Consider the following 1,389-nt stretch of genomic DNA (forward strand, 5'->3'; position numbering starts at 1 on the left):
GTCCTATCCCCGGGTCGTCGTCGTCGAACGCGACAGGATCCTCGGCGTCCGGGGGCCGCGGCGCGGCGTCCCGCACGGCAACCACGCCCACGGGCTGGTCGCCCGCGGCCACCAGGTCATGGAGTCGCTGTTCCCCGGCCTCACCGACGAGCTGGTCGCCGCCGGGGTGCGGCCCGGCGACTTCAGCGCCGACATCCGCTGGTACTTCAACGGGCTGCGGCTGCGGCCGGCGCGCACCGGCCTGCCGTCCGTGCCCGCCACCCGGCCGGTGCTCGAACACCATCTGCGCGAGCGGGTGCGGGCGCTGCCGGAGGTGACGTTCCTGGAGGAACACGACGTCATCGCCCCGGTGGCCGACACCACCGGGCGCCGGGTCACCGGGGTCCGGGTGCAGCAGCGCGCCCCCGGGAGCACGGAGCGCACGCTCTCCGCGAACCTGGTCGTCGACACCACCGGACGCGGCTCGCGCACCCCGCGCTGGCTGGCCGACCTCGGGTACGAGGCACCCCCCGAGGAGCGGATCGAGATCGACCTGGCGTACACCACCCGCCACTACCGCCTGAAGCGGGATCCGTTCGGCAGCGACATCGCCATCATTCCCGCCGCCACACCCTCGCACCCGCGCGGGGCCTTCTTCTACCGGGTGCCCGGCGAGGACAACCGGGTGGAGCTGTCGGTGACCGGCATCGTGGGCGACCACCCGCCCGTCGACCCCGAGGGGTTCCACGCCTTCGTCCGCTCGCTGCCCGTCCCCGAGATCCACGAGGCGATCCGCGACGCCGAACCGCTCGACGAGCCCCTGCGGTTCCGCTTCCCGGCCAGTGTCCGCAGGGACTACCACCGGCTGGTGCGCTTCCCCGCGGGGCTGGTCGTCCTGGGCGACGCGGTGTGCAGCTTCAACCCGGCCTACGCCCAGGGCATGACCTCCGCCGCGCTGCAGGCCCTGGTGCTGCGGCGGCACACCGCGGGGCGGCGGCTACCGGACCCCCGGGCCTACTTCCGCGACGTCGCGCGGGAGATCCGGGCCCCCTGGTCCTTCGCCGCGGTGACCGACCTGGGCTACCCGGGCGTCGCGGGCCGCCGCACCCCGCAGACCCACCTGGTCAACCGCTACGCCGCGCTGGCCCAGCGGGCGGCGGTCCACGATCCCCGGATCACCGAGGCGCTGGTACGGATCGCCGGACTGGTGGCCACCCCGCAGTCGCTGATGCACCCGCGCACCCTGCTGCGGGTGCTGCGCGCCGCCCGCCGGCCCGTCCCGCCCCCGGCCGGCGCCCACGCGGGCGCTCCGGAGCTCTCCGGCCGGAACTGAGCCGTCGGCGGCCCGCCGGTACGCCCGCCCGTCGGAACGCCCGCCCGTCGGAACGGCCGCGCCCGGCACCGGACCCC

Annotated in this window: 1 protein-coding gene; it reads left to right on the plus strand. The window is 76.1% G+C overall.

Features of this window, described 5'->3' with window-relative positions; translation table 11 throughout:
- The coding region (locus tag ACFU6K_RS39050) for an FAD-dependent oxidoreductase (protein WP_380671434.1) at positions 1-1,312 on the plus strand (1,312 nt) is incomplete at its 5' end.
- Positions 1,313-1,389: the final 77 nt, after the last annotated feature.

Source organism: Kitasatospora sp. NPDC057512, assembly GCF_042802135.1.
Lineage (GTDB): Bacteria > Actinomycetota > Actinomycetes > Streptomycetales > Streptomycetaceae > Kitasatospora.